20 protein-coding genes are annotated in these 20,403 nt (G+C 70.6%); 5 read left to right on the forward strand and 15 right to left on the reverse strand.

All coding sequences use genetic code 11. The features are described from left to right. Positions 1-13: 13 nt before the first annotated feature. The 9 genes from ACSMX9_RS26630 to ACSMX9_RS26670 form a co-directional block, all read right to left on the reverse strand. On the reverse strand, positions 14-1,372 hold the full coding sequence (locus tag ACSMX9_RS26630) for a class I adenylate-forming enzyme family protein (protein WP_445397694.1): 1,359 nt from the start codon (positions 1,370-1,372) through the stop codon (positions 14-16). Then, the gene (locus tag ACSMX9_RS26635) at positions 1,369-2,124 is read right to left on the reverse strand and encodes a 3-oxoacyl-ACP synthase (RefSeq protein WP_445397696.1); all 756 of its coding nucleotides are present in this window, start codon (positions 2,122-2,124) and stop codon (positions 1,369-1,371) included. The genes ACSMX9_RS26630 and ACSMX9_RS26635 overlap by 4 nt, the downstream gene beginning before the upstream one ends. Then, the gene (locus ACSMX9_RS26640) at positions 2,124-3,248 is read right to left on the reverse strand and encodes a beta-ketoacyl synthase N-terminal-like domain-containing protein (protein ID WP_445397698.1); all 1,125 of its coding nucleotides are present in this window, start codon (positions 3,246-3,248) and stop codon (positions 2,124-2,126) included. The genes ACSMX9_RS26635 and ACSMX9_RS26640 overlap by 1 nt, the downstream gene beginning before the upstream one ends. Beyond that, positions 3,245-3,502: an acyl carrier protein gene (locus tag ACSMX9_RS26645; protein WP_445397700.1), complete on the reverse strand. Its 258-nt coding sequence runs from the start codon at positions 3,500-3,502 to the stop codon at positions 3,245-3,247. Before ACSMX9_RS26645 ends, ACSMX9_RS26640 begins: the two co-directional genes overlap by 4 nt. After that, positions 3,502-4,737, reverse strand: a complete 1,236-nt coding sequence (locus tag ACSMX9_RS26650; protein WP_445397702.1) for an aspartate aminotransferase family protein — start codon at positions 4,735-4,737, stop codon at positions 3,502-3,504. The genes ACSMX9_RS26645 and ACSMX9_RS26650 overlap by 1 nt, the downstream gene beginning before the upstream one ends. Before the next feature lie 73 nt (positions 4,738-4,810). Continuing rightward, positions 4,811-6,550 carry an N-acyl-D-amino-acid deacylase family protein gene (locus ACSMX9_RS26655; protein WP_445397704.1) on the reverse strand — a complete coding sequence of 580 codons (1,740 nt, stop codon included), beginning with the start codon at positions 6,548-6,550 and terminating at the stop codon, positions 4,811-4,813. After that, positions 6,543-7,487, reverse strand: coding sequence for an FkbM family methyltransferase (locus ACSMX9_RS26660; RefSeq protein ID WP_445397706.1), 945 nt, complete (start codon positions 7,485-7,487; stop codon positions 6,543-6,545). Before ACSMX9_RS26660 ends, ACSMX9_RS26655 begins: the two co-directional genes overlap by 8 nt. A 14-nt stretch (positions 7,488-7,501) precedes the next feature. Next, complete coding sequence (gene gmd, locus ACSMX9_RS26665; RefSeq protein ID WP_445397708.1) at positions 7,502-8,536, reverse strand: GDP-mannose 4,6-dehydratase; 1,035 nt, start codon at positions 8,534-8,536, stop codon at positions 7,502-7,504. Between the two features lie 46 nt (positions 8,537-8,582). Further along, on the reverse strand, positions 8,583-9,122 hold the full coding sequence (locus ACSMX9_RS26670) for a hypothetical protein (protein ID WP_445397710.1): 540 nt from the start codon (positions 9,120-9,122) through the stop codon (positions 8,583-8,585). 347 nt (positions 9,123-9,469) lie between these two features. Here ACSMX9_RS26670 and ACSMX9_RS26675 point away from each other — a divergent pair, with 347 nt between their 5' ends. Next, complete coding sequence (locus tag ACSMX9_RS26675) at positions 9,470-10,618, forward strand: ISAs1 family transposase (protein WP_445397712.1); 1,149 nt, start codon at positions 9,470-9,472, stop codon at positions 10,616-10,618. A 197-nt stretch (positions 10,619-10,815) separates the two neighbouring features. On the opposite strand, the gene ACSMX9_RS26680 is transcribed toward ACSMX9_RS26675, so the two are convergent. Both ACSMX9_RS26680 and ACSMX9_RS26685 read right to left on the reverse strand, forming a co-directional pair. Next, entirely contained in the window at positions 10,816-10,968 is a 153-nt protein-coding gene (locus ACSMX9_RS26680; protein WP_445397714.1) for a hypothetical protein, read from the reverse strand. Positions 10,969-11,100: 132 nt separating this feature from the next. After that, positions 11,101-11,967: a streptomycin biosynthesis protein gene (locus tag ACSMX9_RS26685; RefSeq protein ID WP_445397716.1), complete on the reverse strand. Its 867-nt coding sequence runs from the start codon at positions 11,965-11,967 to the stop codon at positions 11,101-11,103. 545 nt (positions 11,968-12,512) lie between these two features. Here ACSMX9_RS26685 and ACSMX9_RS26690 point away from each other — a divergent pair. The 4 genes from ACSMX9_RS26690 to ACSMX9_RS26705 all read left to right on the forward strand — a co-directional run bounded on the left by ACSMX9_RS26690 (position 12,513) and on the right by ACSMX9_RS26705 (position 17,041). Further along, positions 12,513-13,724: a 4-hydroxybenzoate 3-monooxygenase gene (locus ACSMX9_RS26690; protein ID WP_445397718.1), complete on the forward strand. Its 1,212-nt coding sequence runs from the start codon at positions 12,513-12,515 to the stop codon at positions 13,722-13,724. Positions 13,725-14,062: 338 nt separating this feature from the next. Continuing rightward, the gene (locus ACSMX9_RS26695; protein ID WP_351243995.1) at positions 14,063-15,148 is read left to right on the forward strand and encodes an S-(hydroxymethyl)mycothiol dehydrogenase; all 1,086 of its coding nucleotides are present in this window, start codon (positions 14,063-14,065) and stop codon (positions 15,146-15,148) included. Next, positions 15,148-15,777: an MBL fold metallo-hydrolase gene (locus ACSMX9_RS26700; protein ID WP_445397720.1), complete on the forward strand. Its 630-nt coding sequence runs from the start codon at positions 15,148-15,150 to the stop codon at positions 15,775-15,777. The genes ACSMX9_RS26695 and ACSMX9_RS26700 overlap by 1 nt, the downstream gene beginning before the upstream one ends. 244 nt (positions 15,778-16,021) lie before the next feature. Continuing rightward, positions 16,022-17,041 (forward strand): carbon-nitrogen hydrolase family protein, encoded by a 1,020-nt coding sequence (locus ACSMX9_RS26705; RefSeq protein WP_351243991.1) that lies wholly within the window; start codon positions 16,022-16,024, stop codon positions 17,039-17,041. Between the two features lie 230 nt (positions 17,042-17,271). Here the strand turns inward: ACSMX9_RS26705 and ACSMX9_RS26710 are convergent, their stop codons facing one another. The 4 genes from ACSMX9_RS26710 to ACSMX9_RS26725 all read right to left on the reverse strand — a co-directional run bounded on the left by ACSMX9_RS26710 (position 17,272) and on the right by ACSMX9_RS26725 (position 20,391). Next, complete coding sequence (locus tag ACSMX9_RS26710; protein ID WP_445403108.1) at positions 17,272-18,072, reverse strand: endonuclease/exonuclease/phosphatase family protein; 801 nt, start codon at positions 18,070-18,072, stop codon at positions 17,272-17,274. A 456-nt stretch (positions 18,073-18,528) separates the two neighbouring features. After that, on the reverse strand, positions 18,529-19,293 hold the full coding sequence (locus ACSMX9_RS26715; protein WP_445397722.1) for a nicotinamide mononucleotide transporter family protein: 765 nt from the start codon (positions 19,291-19,293) through the stop codon (positions 18,529-18,531). 122 nt (positions 19,294-19,415) lie between these two features. Further along, positions 19,416-19,874 (reverse strand): riboflavin kinase, encoded by a 459-nt coding sequence (locus ACSMX9_RS26720; protein ID WP_366115035.1) that lies wholly within the window; start codon positions 19,872-19,874, stop codon positions 19,416-19,418. Further along, the gene (locus ACSMX9_RS26725; RefSeq protein WP_445397724.1) at positions 19,867-20,391 is read right to left on the reverse strand and encodes a flavin reductase family protein; all 525 of its coding nucleotides are present in this window, start codon (positions 20,389-20,391) and stop codon (positions 19,867-19,869) included. The genes ACSMX9_RS26720 and ACSMX9_RS26725 overlap by 8 nt, the downstream gene beginning before the upstream one ends. Positions 20,392-20,403: the final 12 nt, after the last annotated feature.

Below are 20,403 nucleotides of genomic sequence, written 5' to 3' on the forward strand. Positions count from 1 at the left end.
GGGGCGCGGTGCGTCAGATCTCCTCCTCCATCAGCAGCCCCCGGCGGATCTTGCCGCTGCCCGTGCGGGGCAGCCGGTCGAGCCTGCGGATCACCGAGGGGACCTTCACCGTCATCAGGAGTTCGCCCGCCCGGCGGCGCAGCACCGCCGCGTCGAACCCTGCGGCCTCGGCCTCGACGAAGGCCCACACCTGGTTCTCTCCCGAGGGCCCGGGCCGGCCGACCACGACGCAGTCGTCAACTCCGGGCAGGGTGCGCAGGACGTTCTCCACCTCCAGGGGGGAGACCTTGTTGCCGCCGATGTTGATGACCAGGTCGCTGCGGCCGGTCAGCCGCAGCCCGTGGTCGTCGAGCACCCCGAGGTCACCGGTGGCGACCCAGCCCTGGTCGTCGGCGAGCGGTACAGCCCTTCCCTCCTCCATCCGTACGGGCGACAGGCCGGGGAAGCGTGCGAGCACCGGACCGGGACCGTCCCCGCCCGCCTTGAGCTCAACGCCGGGCAACGGCTGTCCGACGCTGCCGCCGCCTCCGGCGGGGTGCAGGGTGAGCTGGCCGAGTTCGGAGTTGCCGTAGTGGTCGTAGACGGCGATGTCCGCGTCGTGCCAGGCGGCGACCGCCTGGGCCGGGAGAACTTCGCCCGCGCTGACGCACCGCTGCCAGGAGCAGACCCGCGGCACCCCGCTCCGACCCCACCAGTCCAGGACCAGGGGGACGCTCTGCAGGACGCTGGGTCGGTGGCGCGCGACGAGGGCCGCGGCCCGCGCAGGGGTGAGCAGCCCGGACGGGACCACCTGGCATGCCCCTGCCGATAGCACGGCCAGGGTGCCCGCCTCGATCGCGTAACTGTGCCCGAGCGGGCTGGTGGTGAGCACGACGTCGTCGGCTTCGATGCCGAGCCCCCGCGCGAAGACGGCCGAGTTGTGCAGGGTGCCGGACCACTCGCGGCAGATCACCTTCGGACGGCCGCTGGTGCCCGAGCTCGTGACCGCGAAGGCGGGCTCGTGCGGGCCGGACCCGGGCGGCCGTAGCCGGGCTGCCCCCGAGGCGTCCAGGCTGAGCTCGGCGCCGAAGTCGGCCAGTGCGGCCGAACGCTCGGCCGCGCCCGCACGGTCCTGGAGCACGAGCAAGGACGCGTGCAGGGAGGTCGCGGCGGCGAAGTCGACCACCGAGTCCAGCGACGCCGTCAACACGACGCCGGTCCGGGTCCCGGCGCCGACGCCCGCCGACCGCAGCTCCCGCACCCGAGCGGTGACTTCGCGCTCCAGTTCCGCGTACGTCACCGAGCGCCGCTGGTCCACCAGGGCCGGGCGGTCGCCGCGCCCGGCCCGCCGGTGGCCCGCGAGGACGTCCACCAGTGTGTCGTCCACGGTCATCCCTCCCTGTGCGCGGTGCAGCGGTAGCCGTGCCGGTGCCCGGCCACCGTTACGGTCGTCGTGGCGGGTGCGCCGTCGTCGGTGAGGAGTGCGGCCAGTTCGGTGAGGGGAGCGGTGGCGCGCGGGTCGGCCGATGGCTTCGGCGGCGGGCAGGTCTGGACGGGGCCGAGCCGGGCGAGGGCGCGGGCGCCCCGCTCACGGGCCCCGGCAGCCGCCTCCACGACGAGGAACGCCGCCCAGCCGGTGACCGGCTCGCCGCCTCGGGCGCGCGCGGCGGCAGGGCTGAGCATCTCGTACGCGCCGCACAGCACCGGGCTGTCGCCCGCGAGGCTGAGCCTGCGCTGCGCGAGGAGGAGGGACTGAAGACCCGCGCCCGGTCCCAGCACGGTGGCGCAGTAGCCGCCCAGCCGGTGGCGCAGACAGATCAGCGATGTGACGCCGTGCGCGTTGAAGTAGAGGAAGGACTCGGGCGCCAGTGACGAGCGGGCGTCGGCGTCGAGCCTGGCGCGCATGGTCTCGGCCACGTGTCCCGCCCCGTACACCGAGCCGATGACACAGGCGGTCCCGTCCAGGTTCACACTGCCCGCCCCGGCGAGCGCGCGGCCTGCCAGCTCGGCGATGCGCTCCGGCAGTTCCCGGGTCCACTTGTTGACGTCTTGCCAGCCCTCGGCGCCCGCGGCGTGCGCCTCCCACAGCGCCGCCGTATCCACCTCGCCCGAGGCCACGGCGGTGATCACGACCTGGTCGTCCATCAGGGCCTCCGGAAGACGAGTGCGGTGTTCATGCCGCCCAGGCCACAGGAGACGCTGAGCGCGGTACGCAGGCCGGGCAGCGGTCGCGGAGCGTTCTCTAGGACCAGGTCGAGGTCGGCGCAGATCGGGTCGACCGGTTCGGCGCCCCAGGTCGGGGTGACCGCTTCGTGCACCAGTGACAGCACGCAGGCCATGGCCTCGACGGCACCCGCGCCGCCCTGGAGGTGCCACAGAACGCCCTTGACGCTGTTGACCGGGATCTCGGACAGCCGGGGTCCGAACACCGCGCGCAGGGCCGCGATCTCGGCGGTGTCGCCCCGTCGGGTGCCCGGCCCGTGGGTGTTGACGAAGTCGACGTCCTCGGGAGAGAGCCGCGCGTCGGCCAGGGCGAGGCGTATGGCGAGCTCGATGCCGTCGGCCCCGGGGGCGGCGAGGTGGCCGGTGGCGTTGGTCAGGCCGCAGCCGGCCAGCACGGCCAACGGTGCGGTGCCGCCCGGCCCGGTGCCGTGGAAGGGTTCGAGGCGCAGAACCGCGGCACCCTCGGACACGCCGATGCCCCGTCGCTGAGTGCTGAAGGGCCGACAGCCCTCCGGGCCGAGGGTGCGCAGTGAGTTGAGTCCGAGGAAGGCCAGGTCGGTGACCGCGTCGGCGCCACCGACCACGACCGCGGGCGCCTCGCCGAGGGCCACCAGGTCGCGGGCGACCGCGATGGCGGCGGCGCCCGAGGCGGAGGCGTTGGCGATGGTCAGGGCCTCGCCGCCGAGCCCCGTCCGTTCTGCGCATGCCCCGGCCAGGTCGCCGGTGAAGTACCCGGGCCTGGGCGGCACCACACCGGGGTCGGTGGTGCCCAGGACGAGGGCGACGCGCTGGCGGTCGATTCCGTCGAGCGCTTCGCGCACGGCCGTCTCAGCGAGGTCGAGGGCCCGCCAGACGCCGTCCCCGCCGCTGTGCCCCGGCACCCGGCCCGCCGCCTTCAGGGTGGCCCCGGTCGCGTCGAAGGCGGTGACGGGCGGGCGGTGGGCCTCTCCGGTGGCCAGCGCCTCCCACAGTGCGGGCACGCCCACACCGCCCGGGCTGCACACCCCGAGACCGGTGACGGCGACTTCGGCGCGGGTGCCGCTCATCGGTACTCTCCCCGGGTCAGCGCGGTGGCCAGCGAGCTGATGCTCGCCGACTCCAGCACCGCGTCATCGGGCAGAGTCACACCCAACTCCACCTCCAACTGGCCTACGACAGCGATGAGTTCTACCGAGTCGATTCCGGCGGGCGCGAGCGGCTCGGTGTCGCTGAGCCACGGCAGGCTCGGTTCCTCTCGCAGCTGGTGCGCGAGCTTTGCCCGCACCCGGGCCCGCATCGCCTGCTGGGTGTCCATGCTCATCAGGCCACCTTCGCCACGGCGCGGAACGCCTCGTCGCAGGCCGTCAGGGTGTGGTCGAGGTCCGCCTCTGTGGTGGCGGCGCAGATGAACCAGTGGTGGGTCGGGTGCAGCAGCACACCCCGACGGGTGGTGTTCGTGAAGAACGTGTCCTGCATCAGCCGGGCGCGGACCGGATCGGGGTGGGAGAAGGTGAGGAACGGCATTTGCGGCACGCCACGCACCTGGGCCGGGACACCGTGGCGCTGGATCATCTCCTCCAGACCGCTCTGCAGCCGGACACCCAGGCGTTGGACGTGCTGCAAGGCGGTTCCGTCGGCGAGTCGGTCCATGGTGGCCACCGCCGCCGCCATCGCCACGGTGTTGGAGTAGAACGTGGACGAGATGTGGGTGCGCCCCACCATGGCCATCACGTCGGCCCGGCCGGTCAGTGCGGAGACCGCCCAGCCGTTTGCCATCGCCTTGCTGAAGGTGGCCAGGTCCGCCCGGACGCCGAACAACTCCTGCGCCCCGCCGAGGGCGACCCGGAACCCGGAGCGCATCTCGTCGAAGACCACCAGCGCCCCGTGTTCGTGCGCCAGGTCGACGGCGCCCTGGAGGAATCCGGGCGCGGGGCTGTCGAGTTCGAACGGCATCAACAGCAGGCACGCCACCTCGCCGGGGTGCGCGCGGAAGACCTCGCGCAGGCTCTCCAGGTCGTTGTACCGGAAGGTGTCGACCTGGGTGCGTACCGTGTCGGGAATCCCGCCGGGGCGCTGGGCGGCCCAGTCGTGCCAGCCGTTGTAGCCCCAGCGCACCACGCGGTCGCGCTCGGTGTAGGCGCGGGCGAGGCGGACCGCCGCGCTGGTGGCGTCCGAGCCCGTCTTCAACAGGAACACTCGCTCGGCACCCGGGACGATCTGCACCAACCGCTCGGCGAGCTCGATCTGCGTCCGCTTGCGCAGAGTAATCGAGAAGCCCTCCTCGATCTCGCGCAGGGCGGCCTGGGTCACCGCCGGGTCCGCGTGCCCGAGGATGATCGTGCCGTAGGCCAGGATGTAGTCGAGGTACTCATTGCCGTCGGCGTCCCAGATGCGGGCGCCCTTGGCCCGTTCGCCGTAGACGGGGTAGGCGCCGTCCACCAGCCGGTCCCGCTCGATCACGTAGTCCTTCTCGGACAAGGTGGCGTCCACGAGTCGGCCGCGGGCGAGCAACTTCATGGAATTGTCGAGCCGGAGCGCATCGGAAACGTCGGTCACGGCGTGGTCCCCTCGGTAGCTTGACGTCCTGAGGTGTCGGTCCGGCCCGGCGGCACTGCACGGAGCCGGGCGTTCACCGCGCTGTCCCGGCCTTGCGGGTGCCGCGGACGAGCCTGCCGGGCAGTGCGCCGGTCGCCTCGCCGCCGCGGAAGGTGATCTCGCCCGCGACCATGGTCGCCACGTAGCCGTCGGCCTTCTGGATCAGCCGTCCGCCCCCTGCGGGAAGGTCGTGGACGAACTCGGGAGAGCGCAGAGTGAGTCGGTCGAGGTCGATGATGTTGACGTCCGCCCGGTAGCCGGGGCGCAGCAGGCCCCGGTCGCGCAGCCCGTACAGCCGCGCCGGCTCCCAGGTCTGCTTCCTGACGACGTACTCCAGCGGGAGTCGCTCGCCCCGGCTGCGGTCACGGACCCAGTGGGTGAGCATGGACGTCGGGGTGCTGGCGTCGCAGATGAGCCGGCAGTGCGCGCCGGCGTCGCTGAGGCCGAGTACGGCCTGGGGGTGCAGCAGCATCTCGCGGATCGGGTCGAGGGTGTACTCGGTGTACCCGAGCAGCGGCCGGAAGATCATGCCGCTGGTCTGCTCGGAAGTGAGGAAGTCGTAGATGAGAGCTTCCGGGTCCTGCCCGGCGCGTCGGGCCAGCGCGTGGAAGGACTGGTCCGCGGCCGGTTCGTAGTCGGGTGCGGCCGCGGACATCGGGAAGTGTCGCTCGTAGCCCTGCGGGAACAGCGCGGAGCGCGGGTCGGAGTTCTCCGGCTGCTCGGCGAGGATCCGCTCGCGCAGTGCGGGGTCCCGCATAGCCACGCGCCGCTCGAGCGCGGGCAGATGGGCGATCCTTTTGTAGGAGGGCCGCTTGTGGAAGGGGTGGGTGGAGTCCAGGCTGACGATGACGCTGAACGGGCGCCCGGCCACCTGCGGGTGCAGATCCGCGCCGTCGGCCACCGCGTCCTCGGCGATCTGTAGCAGCTCCCGCCACCCGTCGGGGGCGTTGTCGTTCTGGAACAGCCCGAAGGTGATCGGTCGCCTGACCGCGGCCGAGAGTCGGCGCATCCACTTGATCTCGCCGAGCGGATCGTCGACCTTCTCGCCGCCCGCGCCCAGCGGCACCAGTTGGAACACCCCGGTCCCGGCCTCGCCGAGCACCCCGCCGAGCGCGAACAGTTCGTCCTCCGCGGCGAAGGTGCCGGGCACCGGGACGCCGGTGATGGCAAGGTGGGTGAGGGTGCGCGAGGTGGAGAAGCCGATGGCGCCCGCGTCCAGCCCTTCACGCACCAGTGCGCACATCCGGCGCAGGTCGTCCTCGGTCGGCGCCTCGTTGTCGGCGCCCCGCTCGCCCATCACGTACGCGCGTAGGGCGCCGTGCGGGACCTGCGCGGCCACGTCGAGCACCCGTGGTACGCGCTCCACCGCGTCGAGGTAGTCGGGGAAGCTCTCCCACTCCCAGGTGATGCCCTCGGAGAGCGAGGCGCCGGGGATGTCCTCGACGCCCTCCATCAGGCCGATGAGCCAGTCGTGGCTGCCGGGCCGGGCGGGGGCGAAGCCCACCCCGCAGTTGCCCATGACCACCGAGGTGACTCCGTGCCAGCAGCTCGGGGTGAGTTGGGGGTCCCAGCTCACCTGTCCGTCGAAGTGGGTGTGGATGTCGACGAAGCCGGGGGTGACCAGGTGGCCCTCGGCGTCGATCTCGGTGCGCCCCCGTTCGCTGACCCGTCCGACCTTGGTGATCACGCAGTGATCCACGGCGATGTCGGCGACGCGTGCGGGGATGCCGGACCCGTCGCACACGGATCCGTTGCGGATGATCAGATCATGCATGGCGATGCGGACTCCTCGTGTCGGATGTGTGCCACAGACCGGCCGGCGCGAAGAGCAGGTTCTGGTACTCGTAGTGCTTCTGCGGCCGGTGGGGCACAGGGATGCCGCCGCGCAGTTCCCACGGCTCGTACGCGGCGGCGGTCAGCGTGTCGACCAGCTCGCGGCTGGAGGGCGCGCCGGCCACGTCGAGGTCGCCCACCTCCAGGGAGATGACGGGTCGTTGTGCGTGGAGCAGCTCGTGCATGCCGGCCAGGACGTGAGCCTCCGCGCTCTCGGTGTCGATCTTCACGAAGTCGACGGTGAGGTCTTCGGCGCGTACGTAGTCGTCGAGGGCGAGCGCCTGGACGGTGAAGGGCTCGGAGGGGATCCTTGCCCGCACGGCTTCGGGCAGACGTGCTTCGAAGGCCGAGTTGTAGGCGCTGTAGCCGAGGCCGTGGTCGAAGAGGACGAGCTCTTCCTTCCTGGACCACGCCGCGGCGGCCACCACCGAGGCGTTGGGCAATCGTTCGGCATTGGCACGCAGCACCGAGAGCGTGGAGGGGGTCGGCTCGAAGGCGACCACCGTGCCGGCGGGGCCGATCAGGTCGCTCGCCCACATCGTGTAGTAGCCGATGTGGGCACCGACGTCGAGCACGGTCGCGCCGGGGCGCAGATGCGAGAGCAGGAAGGCGGTGAGGTCGTAGTCCACGAAGCCGTGTCGGTGCAGCGAGATGGACACCTCTTCGGGGAGCGCGATGGACATCTCCCGGCCCCAGAAGGTCTTGGTGGTGGACGGCGCGCCCTCGCCGCGGTGGCGTCGCGCGCGCAGGGCGCGGGTGGTGGGGTAGGTGGTCCGGACCGGATGGCGCAGACGCTGGGTGAGACCGCGGAGGCCGGCCGTGTGCGAGCGCTGGTCGAGCGCGGCCCGCCAGGCGGCGCGGTCGGGGGGTGGGGTCACAGACGGCTCCGAGTCTAATCGCGGGGGGCCCAGGAATCCGTGAAGGACAGGGGGTGCACCGGCTCCCGGCCGCTGGCCCCGAGCCGGGCGAGCTCGGCGTCCACCATGATCTGGGCGAGGCGCTGCACCGAGGTGCGCGCGCTCCAGCCCAGCACGGTACGGGCCTTGGAGGCGTCGCCGATCAGCGAGTCGACCTCGGTGGGACGAAGATACGCCTCGTCGTAGCGCACGTGGTTCTGCCAGTCGAGGTCGACGTGGGAGAAGCAGTGATCGGCGAACTCCCGCACCGTGGAGCCAATTCCGGTGGCCAGGACATAGTCGTCCGGCTTGTCGCGCTGGAGCATGCGCCACATGCCCTCGATGTACTCGGGGGCGTATCCCCAGTCGCGGACGGCGTCGATGTTGCCCAGGTAGAGGTGCTTCTCCAGCCCGCTCCTGATACGCGCCGCAGCACGGGCGATCTTGCGGGTGACGAAGGTCTCGCCGCGCCGGGGCGATTCATGGTTGAAGAGGATGCCGTTGGCGGCGAACAGCCCGTAGGCGTCACGGTAGTTGCGCGTCATCCAGTAGCTGTAAACCTTCGCGGCGCCGTACGGGCTGCGCGGGTGGAAGGCGGTCCGCTCGTCCTGCGGTGGCGGGGCGGCCCCGAACATCTCCGAGGACGAGGCCTGGTAGTAGCGGATGTCCCGGTTGGTCATGAGGATCGCTTCGAGGAGTCGGGTGGTGCCGATCCCGGTGATGTTGCCGGTGTTCTCCGGTTCGTCGAAGCTCACCCGCACATGGGACTGCGCGGCCAAGTGGTAGACCTCGTCCGGCCGGATGCGGGCCAGTAGGGTCACCAGCCGGCTCGCGTCGCTGATGTCGCCGTAGTGCAGGATCAGTCGTCGTCCCGCGTCGTGCGGGTCGCGGTAGATGTGGTCGAGCCGACGGGTGTTGAACGTGGAACTGCGACGGACTATGCCGTGGACTTCGTAGCCCTTGTCCAATAGGAGGTCGGCGAGATAGGAGCCGTCCTGACCGGTGATTCCGGTGATCAGCGCGCGTTTCACTCCGATTCGCTTCGGAATGGGGATGCGTCGGTGGAATTCATGTCCGTCAACCGTCCTTCTCCATAGGATCCAGGGATTCGCGGGATTCGAGGGGGACGAATCGAGGATTGAACCGTTCGTGCACGTACATTCGGCCCGCGGTGCCACAGTCAATGATGTATTCTTTGCTGACGCAGGCGGGTGAATTTTCGTCGAGTGGCCAGATGTCCCGTGAGGCGGCGATCAGTTCGCGTTTTAACGCCAGCCCCACCTTCTTGAGATAGGGGCCCAGGAGTTCGTCCGGCGGGGGGACCAGGCGGTCGCTCTCGCGCCCTGCGATGACGACCCGGTTCACACTGACGACTTCCTTGCCCGGGATGAAGATTCTGGTCTGGCGGTCTACCACCAGGACGTCGGGGGCGATGCCGAGAATGTGGCACCCGATGCGCCGGACCCGAGCTGCGGGGACCTGTTGCTGGTGATCGACTCGCACGCTCAGCTGCTCGCCGACCAGGGCGTTGAGTAGCAGGGTCGTCGATCCGTCCGTGCAGATGAGCATTCTCGTCTGCGGTGGAGCCGAGGAGAATTGATTCAGTCGTTCCGTCATATCACGACCGTTCCACGACGTAGGGCGGACCAGGAAACGGAAATCGGGCTGCTGATTCGTTCGATATCACTCGGCAGAAGGCTATGAGCGAGATAAGTCGATGGTCAAGCGGTGTTCGACTGCACAACGTTGTGCAGTCGAACACCTGAAACCTTCGGGAGGGGACTGACCCAGGGGCCGTTGCATGATCGCGTTTGGTCCGGAGTGCCGCGCTGGCCCTGGGACACCCCGGTTTGGGCAGGAAGCGGACGCAGTACAGGCACGGTCTCGGTGATCATGTGAGTGTCGAAGTCCCATGAACACCTGGCGGGTCCGTGCCTGCTCCTGCGTCTTCTCCCCTGCCCACCATGCTGGCCCAACTGGGCCGGGCTGCCGCGCCGGTCCCTCTGGCGGATGCGGTCGCACTGTCCGGCTTCCTGGATCTGGTGCCCGACCCGCGGGGCGTCCGTGGCCGCCGCTACCGGTTGTCCGCCCTGGTCGCCGCGGCCGCGGCGAGTGTCCTGGCCGGTGCCCGCTCCCTGACCGCGATCACGGAATGGATCGGCGACGTCCCCGCGTGGGCCTGCCGGGTTCTCGGCTTCCCCACCGATCCGCTCTCCGGCACCGTGTCCGTCCCGCATCCCCACACCCTGCGCCGTCTGCTCGTCCAGCTCGACGGCGACGCCCTGGACCGGGCGATCGGCGCCTCCCTCACCGCCCGCGCCACCCCGGCCGGCCCCGGACTGCGGGCGATCGCTGTTGACGGCAAGGCCCTGCGCGGCTCGCGCACCCGCGTCACCGGGCACGTCACCCTGCTCGCCGCGATGGGCCACACCGGTCACGTCCTGGCACAGCGCCAGGTCGCCGACAAGAGCAACGAGATCCCCGCCTTCCGGCCCCTGCTGGACAGCGTCGACCTGACCGGCACGGTCATCACCGCCGACGCGCTGCACACCCAGCACGCTCACGGCACCTACCTCCACGGGCGCGGTGCCCACTACATCGCCCAGGTCAAGGCCAACCACCCCGCCTCTTCACCGCGTCCGCCGCCTGCCCTGGCGCGAGATCACACTCGACCACCACGACCGCACCCGGGCTCACCACCATCTAGATCCGGCGGCTCAAGACCGCCGCTTTCGCCACCTCGACTACCCCGACGCCGTCAGGCCCTGCAAGTCGTGCGCTGGAGGAAGGACTTCACCAGCGGCAAGCTCACCGTCGAGCGTGTCTACCTGATCACCAGCCTGCCGCCCGGCGGGGTCACCGGCGCCCAACTCGCGGACTGGATCAGAGGCCACTGGAAGATCGAAAATCTTCTGCACCACGTCCGCGACCGCACGTTCCGCGAGGACGACGCCAAGATCCGTGCTGGTCATCTCCCGCGCATCATGGCCGACCTACGCAACCTCGCCATCGGCGCCCACCGTCAGGACGGCCACGCCAACGTCGCCGCCGCCCTACGTCACACCGCTCGCGACTGGCGCAGGCCCCTGACCGCCCTCGGCACTACCGGATGAGTCCGAACAGACCTCAATCATGCAAGGGACCCTAGGGCCCGACCTGATCCTGGCACCGTCATTTCTGTTGTGGCGGTGAGGAATTGCTGAGGGCCGCCAAGAGTGGTGGTGCGAAGTCGCTGCTCCGACGTGGCGGAGCCCGGTGTGGTGGTCGGGTTCTGCGCGGCCCTTGGGGCCCCGGTGGGCAGGGTTTGCGGTCAACCGGCCGGACGGGGCAGCGGGGTGAGGCGATGACGGAACGAGGGCCCGGCCGGCAGGTCGATCGAGGCGAGGCTGCATTCGAGCCAGACGGTGCCGATGCCGAAGTAGCGGGAGGGGCGATCGCCACGGGAGGGGACCTCGGGACGCAATCCGAGCCAGCGCGGAGGAAGCGCCCTCCGACCGGGCCGAGAGAACCCTTCAGCGAGGTTCATCGTCCCGGTTCAGGAGGGCACTCTGCGTTTACACGCCAAAGCTATCCGTATTCGAGCGAAACCGCGGGGCTAGCGCTGTTCGAGTTTCTTCGCGAACTCTTCGAGGTGCGCCATGCACACCCGCATCGCGCTGGCCGTGATCGCGGAGCAGTGCTCGGGAATGCTGTCCACGATGACGGTGTGGTTCTTGCTGACGGCCGCGGTGAGCCGCAGCCACTGCACCAGCATGCGGCCCGTGTCGGTGTGCCGCACGGACGGGTCGCGGGCGAGGACTTCAAGATGACGCAGTTGCTCAGGGGCGGGGTCCGGCCTGGCCATCGGGGAGGGGGTCGGTTGCCGACGTGCCTGGGGGTCCGGGGAACCGCGCTGGAGCATGGCGCGTCGCCTTACGTCCTGGGCAGTCGAGGGGGAAATGTTCGCCGCTCGGGCTATCTCCCGGAGTGAGGCGTAGGGGTTCTCCTGGAGGAACTCTTCGGCGATTCGGCGGTTCTCTCTGGGGTTGACGGGTCGGGCGCGCCCGTCGACGCCGATGCGGGCCTCGCTGGACTCGGTGGGAGGAAGTCGGTGGCGAATTCGGGCGACGGTCTGCTGGGCGAGCCCGGTGAACTTCGCCAGCGCCCGGTCGGACATCGTCGGAAAGGACTTGATGATTCTCTCCGCAGCGGCCCTGCGGTCCTCCCGGGTCAGCGGAAGGCCGTGTTGCGTATTGCATTGGACGGCGAAGAGGAAAGCCTTGCTGTCGCTTCCGGTGAAATAGCGGGCCTGGATGGTGGTGTCACCGCGCTCGGCCCGGGCTCGCAGACGGTGCATTCCGTCGATGACTCGCAGGGACTGCTGGTGCACGATGATCGGCTGGAGTTCGTCGTCCAGCTCCGCGATGAGCCGCACGTGCTCCGTGCTCTCGCCGTTGAGGCGGGGGGAATCGGCAGGCAGCAACGATTCTATGGGTAGGGAGACGCAGTGCTCACTCACGTACCGCTGGAGTGGAAGGAAGTGATCGGCGCGATCCTCGTTCGCTAATTCAGAAACTGTCGACATGATCCCCCATGCGATGCTGGCAACGGTTTCGGCGATGATGGTGACGGTATCATTTCGGTCACTGCCGACGCGGATGGCCGCCTGTCGACGTGGTAAGCCGGGTGCCCTCGCACCGGTTGCTTGCCGCGCTCGGGTGGGCGACCCGTGGAGGCAGTGGAGATCACTGAGCCACGCTTTCGCATCGGTGAACCACATTCAACCTTCATGGAGGCATGGAGGGGGGGCAAGTTCCGATTCGGACAGTTCTGGTCACCAGGGGCAACCGGATTTCTCTTCGACCGATGACGCGGAGCAGCGGGCCAACGCGGGCGGAAGCTGTCCGCCCGTGGACAACCGGACGGCTGCCAAGGGTGATTAACCTTTTGCGCGGCGCGACTTCGCCCGACGCGCGATACGCGTCTGGTGGCCGAGCACGGCCTCCGTTCGACTTGAAGGGACGAGCCATGCCACACCCGCCCACCCGGACCGCGGTCGGCATAGTCGGCGCGGGTCCGGCCGGACTGATGCTCTCGCACCTGCTGGCCCGTGCCGGAATCGACTCAGTGGTGGTCGATCACCGTACCCGCGCCGAGATCGAGGGCACCAGCCGCGCGGGCATATTGGAGGCCGACAGCGCCCGACTCCTCTCCGACTCCGGGGCGTCGGATCGGGTCTACCGCGACGGCCGCCGGCACGACGGGGTCGAACTGCGCTTCGCCGGCGAGAGCCACCGCGTGGACTTTCGAGCACTGGTGGGGGAGGGTGTGTGGCTCTACCCGCAGACCGACGTGTTTGCCGACCTCGCCGATGCCCGTGCCCGCGACGGGGGAGACGTACGCTTCGGCGTCTCGGGGACCCAGGTGGTCGACCTGACTGCCGAACGCCCCGGCATCCTGTTCACCGATGCCGAGGGCGTGGCCCGGGAAGTGCGCTGCGACATCCTGGTCGGCGCCGACGGCTCGCGCGGGGTGTGCCGCTCCGCCGTCCCCACTGCCGAGTGCACCCACTTCTTCCGCGAGTACCCCTACGCCTGGTTTGGCGTCCTGGTCGACGCCCCGCCCAGCGCTCGGGAACTCGTCTACGCTCACTCCGAGCGCGGCTTCGCCCTCATCAGCCAGCGCACGGAGTCCGTGCAGCGCATGTACTTCCAGTGCGACCCGGACGAGGACCCGGCGGCCTGGCCGGACGACCGGATCTGGGCGGAACTGCAGGCACGGGTGAGCGGGGTGGACGGTTTCTCCCTTGAGGAGGGCCCGGTCACCGACCGTTCGGTCCTGCGCTTCCGCAGCTTCGTATGCGAGCCGATGCGCTACGGCAACATGCTCCTGGCAGGCGACGCCGCCCACACCGTGCCGCCCACGGGTGCCAAGGGCCTCAACCTGGCGCTCGCCGACGTGAAGTTGCTGGCCGAGGCATTGCAGACCGCCCTGACCAAGCACGACCGTACCGCCCTCGACGCCTACGGTCCCCGCGCGTTGCGCCACGTCTGGCGTGCCCAACACTTCTCGTACTGGATGACCACGATGCTGCACCGCGCCCCCCGCACTACCGACTTTGACGAACGCCGCCAGCTCGGCGAACTGAGGGCAGTGGTCGACTCCACGGCGGGCTCCACTTATCTCGCTGAGGCGTACACGGGGTGGAGCGAGGCCAGGTCGGCCGGTCGATGCGGGTAGGGCCCGGGTGCGGGGTTCCCCAGATGGTCGGAACGCGCGCGGCGCGCCCGGGCGGCGAGCCCACCGGGCTCGGCCGTACGGCGCCGCCGGGCCCGGTGGCGGCGGGGGTACCGCCGTTCCCCCACCTCGTTCGCGTTCCCGGCCTTCGGCCGGCTCCGGGGCCCATCCGCCCCGAGAGCAGCAGGACGTCCGGGGCGGGGAGTCACGGACGGGGGACCGGACGTCCCACCCGCCCCCGTCCGCGACCAGTCCTCGTGGCTACTGTTCTCGACGACGGGTGATCGTCGCGCAGCGGGGTACCGATCCGTCGTCTTCCCACTGGCTGATAGGACAATGGAATGGCCCAACAAGTGCAAGGCGTCGTCGCTCGGGGCAAGGGTGAGCCGGTGAGCGTCGAGACCATCGTGATCCCGGACGTCGGCCCCGGCGAGGCCGTGGTGCGGATCCAGGCGTGCGGGGTGTGCCACACCGACCTGCACTACCGGGAGGGCGGCATCAACGACGAGTTCCCCTTCCTCCTCGGCCACGAGGCCGCGGGTGTGGTGGAGTCCGTGGGGGAGGACGTCACGCACGTCGCCCCCGGTGACTTCGTGGTCCTCAACTGGCGAGCGGTGTGCGGGGAGTGCCGGGCGTGCAAGCGCGGTCGCCCCTGGTACTGCTTCGCCACCCACAACGCCACCCAGCGCATGACGCTCCTGGACGGCACCGTCCTCGCCCCGGCCCTGGGCATCGGCGCGTTCGCGGAGAAGACGCTCGTCGCGGCCGGGCAGTGCACCAAGGTCGACCCCGCCGCCTCGCCGGCCGCGGTCGGGCTGCTGGGCTGCGGCGTCATGGCCGGCCTGGGCGCGGCCATCAACACCGGTCACGTCGAGCGGGGCGACTCCGTGGCCGTCATCGGGTGCGGCGGAGTGGGCGCGGCGGCGATAGCCGGAGCCCGCCTCGTCGGCGCCGGGACGATCATCGCGGTGGACCTGGACGACCGCAAGCTGGTCACGGCCCGCGGCCTGGGTGCCACGCACACCGTCAACGGCCGTGACGCCGACGTCGTGGAGAGCATCCGCGAGCTGACCGGCGGGTTCGGCGCGGACGTGGTCATCGATGCGGTCGGACGCCCGGAGACCTACGAACAAGCCTTCTACGCACGGGACTTGGCCGGCACCACCGTGCTGGTGGGGGTGCCCACTCCCGAGATGAAGCTGAACCTTCCGCTGCTGGACGTCTTCGGGCGGGGCGGATCGCTGAAGTCGTCCTGGTACGGGGACTGCCTGCCCGAGCGGGACTTCCCCGTCCTCACCGACCTCTACCTCCAGGGGCGGCTGGACCTGGACGCCTTCGTCAGCGAGACCATCGCCCTCGACGAAGTCGAGTCGGCGTTCGCCAAGATGCACCGCGGAGAGGTGCTGCGTTCCGTGGTGGTGCTCTGATGGCGCCCCGCATCGAACACCTGGTCACCTCGGGCAGCTTCTCGCTCGACGGCGGTACCTGGGAGGTGGACAACAACGTGTGGATCGTCGGTGACGACCGCGAGGTCATCGTGATCGACGCCGCCCACGACGCGGAGGCCATCGCGGCCCGGGTCGGGGACCGCACGGTCCGCGCCGTCGTCTGCACCCACGCCCACAACGACCACGTCAACGCGGCGCCGGCGCTGGCCGACCGCACGGACGCCCCGGTACTGCTCCACCCCGACGACCGGGTCCTGTGGCAGGCGTGCCACCCCGACCGGGAGCCCGACGGCGACCTCGGTCACCGACGGCGCCTGACGATCGCCGACACGGAGGTGATCGTGTTGCACACGCCGGGCCACACGCCCGGTGCGGTCTCGCTGTACGTACCGGAGTTGACGGCCGTCTTCACCGGGGACACCTTGTTCGCGGGCGGCCCCGGTGCCACCGGACGGTCCTTCTCCAGCTTCCCGACCATCCTCCGTTCCCTGGAGGAGGAGTTGCTGGTCCTGCCTCCGGAGACCGTGGTGCACACCGGGCACGGGGAATCCACCACCATCGGTGCCGAAGCGCCCCACCTGGAGGAATGGCGCGCCCGCGGATACTGAGGAACGAACGACGTCGGCCCCGCCGGTGGTGCTTCCCCTCGCCGGCGCGGGGAGCCCGCGCCCCCGGCGGGGCCGACGGCTCCTCACGCGTTCCGGCGGAAGCGGCCGGAACGGGCGCGTGCTCCTGCGCGCGGTGGCACACTCGTGTGACCGGCCCGTCGGTCCGACCGCATCCGGACCGGGCGGTCCCGACGCCGCGCCACGGCGTTCCCGTCGGCACCCCACTCCCCAGGAAGACCCAGACATGCCAGCTGCCACTTCCACGAAGCGGACCGTCGCGGCGGTGCACGCCGCTCCGGTCTTCATGGACACCGAGGCGACCGTCGACAAGGTCGTCGGCTTCGTCGAGCGGGCCGGCCGGGAAGGCATCGACCTCCTGGTGTTCCCCGAGACCTTCGTGCCCGGCTACCCGTACTGGATCGAGGCGTACGCCCCCTTGGACCAGCAGGGCGCCAACGCCGCCTACGCCGAGGCGTCCGTGGAGGTCCCCGGACCGCAGGTGGCCCGGGTCCAGACCGCCTGCGAGCGGGCCGGGGTGGGGGTCGTACTCGGTGTCAGCGAACGGCTCGCGGGGACCCGCACGTGCTTCAACAGCCAGGTCTTCATCGAGCCGGACGGCACGCTCCTCGGGGTGCACCGCAAGCTCCAGCCCACCTACGCGGAACGGATCGTGTGGGCCCAGGGCGGTGGCGCCACCCTCAGCGTCTTCGACAGCGCCCTGGGTCGGATCGGGGGTCTGGCCTGTTGGGAGCACACCATGAACCTGGCCCGGCAGTCCCTGATCCTCCAGGGCCAGCAGATCCACGCGGCGGCCTGGCCCGGGCTGTCCACCATGGCCGGCTTCGAGGCCGTCGCCGACATCCAGATCGACGCCATGATGAAGACCCACGCACTCACGGCCCAGGTGTTCGTGGTCTCCGCCGGGAACCCGGTGGACGAGTCCTGCCTGCGGTGGATGGAGTCCGCCGTCGGACCCCAGGGGCACATCACCGCCGGCGGGGGCTGGTCGGCGGTGATCCACCCCTTCAACCAGTACCTCGCCGGCCCGCACACCGGCATCGAGGAGAAGCTCGTCACCGCCGAGATCGACCTCGCCGACATCAACGCCGTCAAGGTCTGGGTCGACTCCCGCGGCCACTACGCACGACCGGAGATCCTCGGCCTGCGGGTCGACCGACGTCCGCTCTGGCACGACGAAGGGCAGCGCCCGTGGCCCCTCGCCCCGAGCGACGGCACCGCCGATCCGGTCGGCGAGACCACCTGAGCACCCCGGGGAGAGCGGACGGTCTCCGCACCCCCGGCCCACGGCCGTGCGGATGAGCCGTGCGCTGATGGACATGCTCGTCCACCCGAACGAGACCCCGATGCGCGAGGACGAGCGGCTGCGCGCCCAGTGGTGTGGCAAACGCCGCGGTGTCGCTACCGCCACCGTCGAGAGCGAGAAGCGGCCGTGGCGGAGCGACGTGGTGACCGTGCCGCCGGGGCCGGGAGGAGTCAGGCGGTGCGCAGGTCGGAGCGCACCAGGTGGTGGTCCGAGTACGCGCTGGGGTGCACACCGTGGTCGAGCGGGGCGAGGCCCCGTAGGAAGACGTAGTCGAACTTGCTCTGCCAGTCGGTGGTCGGCGGGCAGGAGCCGGCGGGCGAGGCGGCGCACCGGGGGTCGACCTCCGCGGCCTGTTCCCACATGTCGGCGAGTTCCGGTGCCTGGGGCACGGCGTTGAAGTCGCCGAGGACGACCGCCCGTTCGTGCCGGGCCACCTCCTCGGCGAGCACACCGACCTGGTCCGCGCGGACCGCGCCCTGCTGGAACTGGGCGAGGTGGGTGTTGAAGACCCGGACCGGCCGGCCGTCCACCAGGGTGGTGACCGCCATGTACCCGCGGTCCTCGGAGCCGCCGTCGGGGTACTCCACGCTCACCCGGTCCGTCATCGGAGCCGCCGAGAGGACGGCCTGGCCGAAGGCCCCCGGGTGCCAGGGGGCTCCGCCGCAGCGCCCCCAGTCCCTCAGGACCGTCCCGTACTCGACGTGGTAGACCAGCCCGTAGTAGCGCCTCAGGTAGTCCCGGATCCGCTCGACGTCCCGCACGCACGCCTCCTGCAAGCCGATGACCTGCGGTGCGTACCGGGCGATCTCCGCCGCCCGGTCGACGTCGCTCTCCTTGCAGGGGTTGCAGACGTTCCACGACATGACCCGGTTCGGCACCACGGTCTTGACGGCGTCCGCGGGCAGCGGCTTGGCGAACGGGATCCCGTTGGGCGCGCTGGGGCCGACGAGCAGGACGCAGGCCGTGGCCATGGCACCCGCGAGCAACCGCACACCCCTACCGAACACCGTGCCTCCTCGTCCTGGGCGCCCCCGGCACCCGTCGCCCACCGCACGAGGTTAACGCCGCCGGACCCGGCACCGTGCCCGATGCGTCCGCCCCCGCCCCCCTTCGAACAGCTGAAGGCCCGGTATCCGGCGAGCCCCCCCACGGTCCTGCTCCTGAACGACCGGCGTGGCTCACGGGCCGACGAAGGGCGAGGGCCCCGGGGGCGCCGTCGCGGGGAAGCGGACTCCCGTCGGCCGCATCGGCATCCACCCGGTACGACGACGTCGGTCTCCGCGACCACGACCGGGCCTTGAAGACCGACGTCGCGCAGCGTGCCCCGAACTCGCCGACGGCGCCCCGGGAACGGGGGGCGGGTCACCGCCTTCGTTCCCGGGGCGTTGGGTTCGCCATCGTCGACTGACTCGTGTCAATCGCGGTGGTCACCGATCCGCATCGACTCCTTTGGAGCCGCTCGCGGTGTCCGTGCCCACGCGGTCGGCCTTGGTCCCGGCCGTCGGGGCGGACTCGGTCCGGCCCTCCAGGACGACCGCCGGCTCCAGCGGGGAGGCGAGTTCCTGGTCCTTGCTGCGGGCCGCCCAGTCGCGGATGCCGATGAGGACCATCACGAAGAAGATCGCGTAGACGATTCCGGAGAAGTACAGCTCGGAGTGGATGGCCAGCGGCACCCCGACGAGGTCGACGGCCAGCCACACGAACCAGAACTCCACGTACCGGCGGGCCTGCGTGTACATCGCGAGGATGGAGCCGACGAAGATCCAGGCGTCGGCGAGGACCATCCACCAGGGGGCGCCGGGGTAGAACGAGGCGTCCGTCGCCTTGAGCAGCGAGGCGAACGCGAAGGTACCGGCGATCATGGCCACGAGCAGCGCGATCCGTTCCGTCCACGAAGCCCAACGGACGTTGATCGCACCCTCCCTCTCCCGGCTGCGCCGCCACGTCGCCCATCCCCACGACGCTGATATGATGATCACGATCTGACGTGCCGCGTTGCCGCCGAGGTCCACGTTGAGGCTGGCGATCAGCAGCAGGATCGAACCGGTGATCTGCACCGGCCAGGCCACGAGCGACCGGCGCAGGGCCAGCCATACGGTGGCGAGCGCCAGGATGTTGCCGAAGAAGTCAGACCAGTAGACGGGCAGGCCGAAGAAGCTGAATTGCTCGTTCAGCCACTCGAATGCGCTCATTGCTCACACCTTTGTTCGTTCGGGGCAGGTGGGTGTGGGGGTGTGGGCCCGGACGGGCCAGTCATGACGCGGGGTTTCGGCAGTGCGCGCCGAGTCTGTGTGCAGCGGTGCGGAGGGACGTCTCAGACGGGGACGGTCGTGTCGTGTGCGGTGAGCGCGCCGGTGAGGACGCGGCGCCCGCGCTCCGAGGCGAGCAGCGCCTCGGAGCGCAGGACGTCCTGCCGGGCCGCGCGCACCAGGTCGTCGGCCGAGGTGAACTTCACCGTGTCGCGGATCCGTGCCACGAACCACAGCCCCACGCGCTCTCCGTAGAACTCGTCCGTGGTGTCGTGGCAGTAGACCTCGACGTGCACCTCGGGGGTGTCGCAGAAGGTCGGGTTCGACCCGATGCTGATCGTGCCGCGGTGCACGGTGCCGGTCGAGTGGCGCACCACCCAACCGCTGTAGATCGCCGGTGGCGGTACCGGTGAGCCCGGGTCCGCCGCCACGTTGGCGGTGGGGAACCCGAGCCCACGGCCCCGACCGGCGCCGTGCACCACGGCACCCGTGAGGTGCGCGGACACCGGCAGGACCTCACCCATGGGGGATGAGCTCCCGGAACTGGCTGGTGTGGAAGACCAGCGGCTCCACGCCGGAGAACAGTTCGGCGGTCAACAGCTCCAGGAGCACGATCTCGTGGTCACCGCCGTCGTAGACCGCGCTCACCCGGGCGGTCAGCCACAGGGCGGCGTCCTCGATCAGGACCGCGCCCTCGGGCGTCGCCCGCCAGGCGACGCCCTCGAAGCGGTCGCCGTCCCGGGACGCCAGCCGCCGGCAGAGCGTGCCCTGACCGTGACTGAGCACGCTCAGCCCCAGAACGGACGCCTCGGCCAGGCGCGGCCAGGTGGCCGAGGTGCGGGCCACGCTGACGGCCACCATGGGCGGTTCGAGCGAGATCGAGACGAACGAGCTCGCCGCGAACCCGACCGGTTCGGTCCCGCGCAGGGCGCCTACCGCGACGACACCGGTCGGGTAGGCCCCGAACGCCCGTCGCAGCATCGCCGCGTCCAGCTCCGCGGGCACGGGCGCCACGGGCGGGGTGTGGGCAGACGTGGCCATGGTCTTCGTCAT

This window comes from Streptomyces sp. LE64 (assembly GCF_052606915.1).